Genomic DNA, 1597 nt, shown 5'->3' with positions numbered 1-1597 from the left:
TCCTGGACGAGGCCAGCGCCCGCAGGCTCGTCCGGTTCGACGGACTGGGCTGAGCGGTTGCGGGCACCGTGACCGGCGCGGCCGGCGGCAACGACGGTCCGGCACTCGCCAGCGCCAGTGGGTAAAGTCTTTGTCATGAGACTCTCCCCCCGGCTGACCCTGAACAACGGCGTACTGATCGACCGGCTGGGGTTCGGGCTGTACAAGGTCCCCCCGGCCGACGCCGCCAGCCTGGTGACCATGGCGGTCGAGACCGGCTACCGGCACTTCGACACCGCCGCCATGTACGGCAACGAGACGGGCGTCGGCAAGGGAATCGGTGCCCTGTCCGGATTTGAGGGCACCGGCGGCGGGCCGGGGGAAACCGCACCCTACGTTTCCCGCGAGGACCTCTTCATCACCACCAAGGTCTGGAATGACGACCAAGGCTACGACGCCACCATGCGTGCGTTCGACACCTCGATCTCCAACCTCGGCCTGGAATACATCGACCTCTACCTGATCCATTGGCCGTGCGCGCGCCGTGGCCTGTTCCCGGAAACGTACCGGGCCCTGGAGACGCTGTACCGCGAGGGCAAGGTTCGCGCAATCGGGGTCTCCAACTTCCAGCCGCAGCACCTGGACCGGCTCCTGGAAACGGCGGAGGTGGTGCCCGCCGTGAACCAGATCGAACTTCATCCCTGGCTGCAGCAGGATGAACTGCGGGAAAAGCACGAGCTGCTGGGTATCCGCACCGAGGCGTGGAGTCCTTTGGGCCGCGGCCAGATCCTGAAGGACCCCGTGATCCTGGCCCTGGCGGCCGAACACGACCGCACGCCGGCGCAGATCATCCTGCGTTGGCACCTGCAGCTGGGCAATATCGCCATCCCCAAGGCCAGCTCGTCCGGGCGGATCCGTGAAAACTTCGAGGTCTTCGACTTTGAGCTCTCCCCGCTGGATATGACGGAGGTCGGCGGCCTCGAACGCGGCTTCCGGACCGGCTCCCACCCCGACAACGTCGCATAGGATTCGAACCAATGGAACAAGTGGATACCGGGTCCTCACGCACGCCCCTCTTCAGCGGCGGACTCGACGCCCGCACCCGGGCCGCGTCCGTTGAGGTTGACGGTGCCCGGATCGCGTACTGGGTCTACGAACCCGCCGAGGTCACCCCCGAAACGCGCACCATCCTGGTGGTGCACGGGTTCCGCGGCGACCACCACGGCCTGCTCCGGGTAGCCGACCAGCTGACGGACATGCGCCTGATCATGCCGGACCTGCCGGGCTTCGGCAGCTCGGCCGCCTTCGCGGGAACCGGGCACAGCGTTGCCGGCTACAGCCAGTTCCTGGGCGGTTTCATGGCTGCTCTGGGACTGGGCGCGGACACGGTCCTGCTGGGGCATTCGTTCGGTTCGATCATTGCCAGCCATTTCGTGGCGGCCAACCCCGGTGCCGTGGCCGAGCTGATCCTTGTCAATCCCATCGCGGCGCCCGCCCTCGAAGGGCCCAAGGGCCTGATGACGAAGCTCGCGGTGTTCTACTACGAGGCCGCCGCACGCCTTCCCCAGCGGCTCGGGCTGGCCCTGCTGCGCAGCCAGGCGATCGTGCGGGTGATGAG

The 1597-nt window shown here is 67.2% G+C and carries 2 protein-coding genes; both read left to right on the top strand.

Annotation, left to right across the window (positions count from 1 at the left end; translation table 11 throughout):
• Nucleotides 1–135: 135 nt before the first annotated feature.
• Complete coding sequence (locus LQV45_RS31120; protein WP_230011185.1) at nucleotides 136–1005, top strand: aldo/keto reductase; 870 nt, start codon at nucleotides 136–138, stop codon at nucleotides 1003–1005.
• A gap of 11 nt (nucleotides 1006–1016) precedes the next feature.
• Nucleotides 1017–1597: alpha/beta fold hydrolase (locus LQV45_RS31115; RefSeq protein WP_230011183.1), on the top strand; the 581-nt coding region annotated here is incomplete at its 3' end.

The organism is Microbacterium sp. Bi128 (assembly GCF_918698205.1).
The sequence above is the reverse complement of the archived record's forward strand: the minus strand, read 5'-3'. Positions and strand labels throughout refer to the sequence as shown.

Coding starts and splice junctions, on each gene's coding strand:
- LQV45_RS31120 (WP_230011185.1), top strand. CDS start 136: ATGAGACTCTCCCCCCGGCTGACCCTGAACAACGGCGTACTGATCGAC.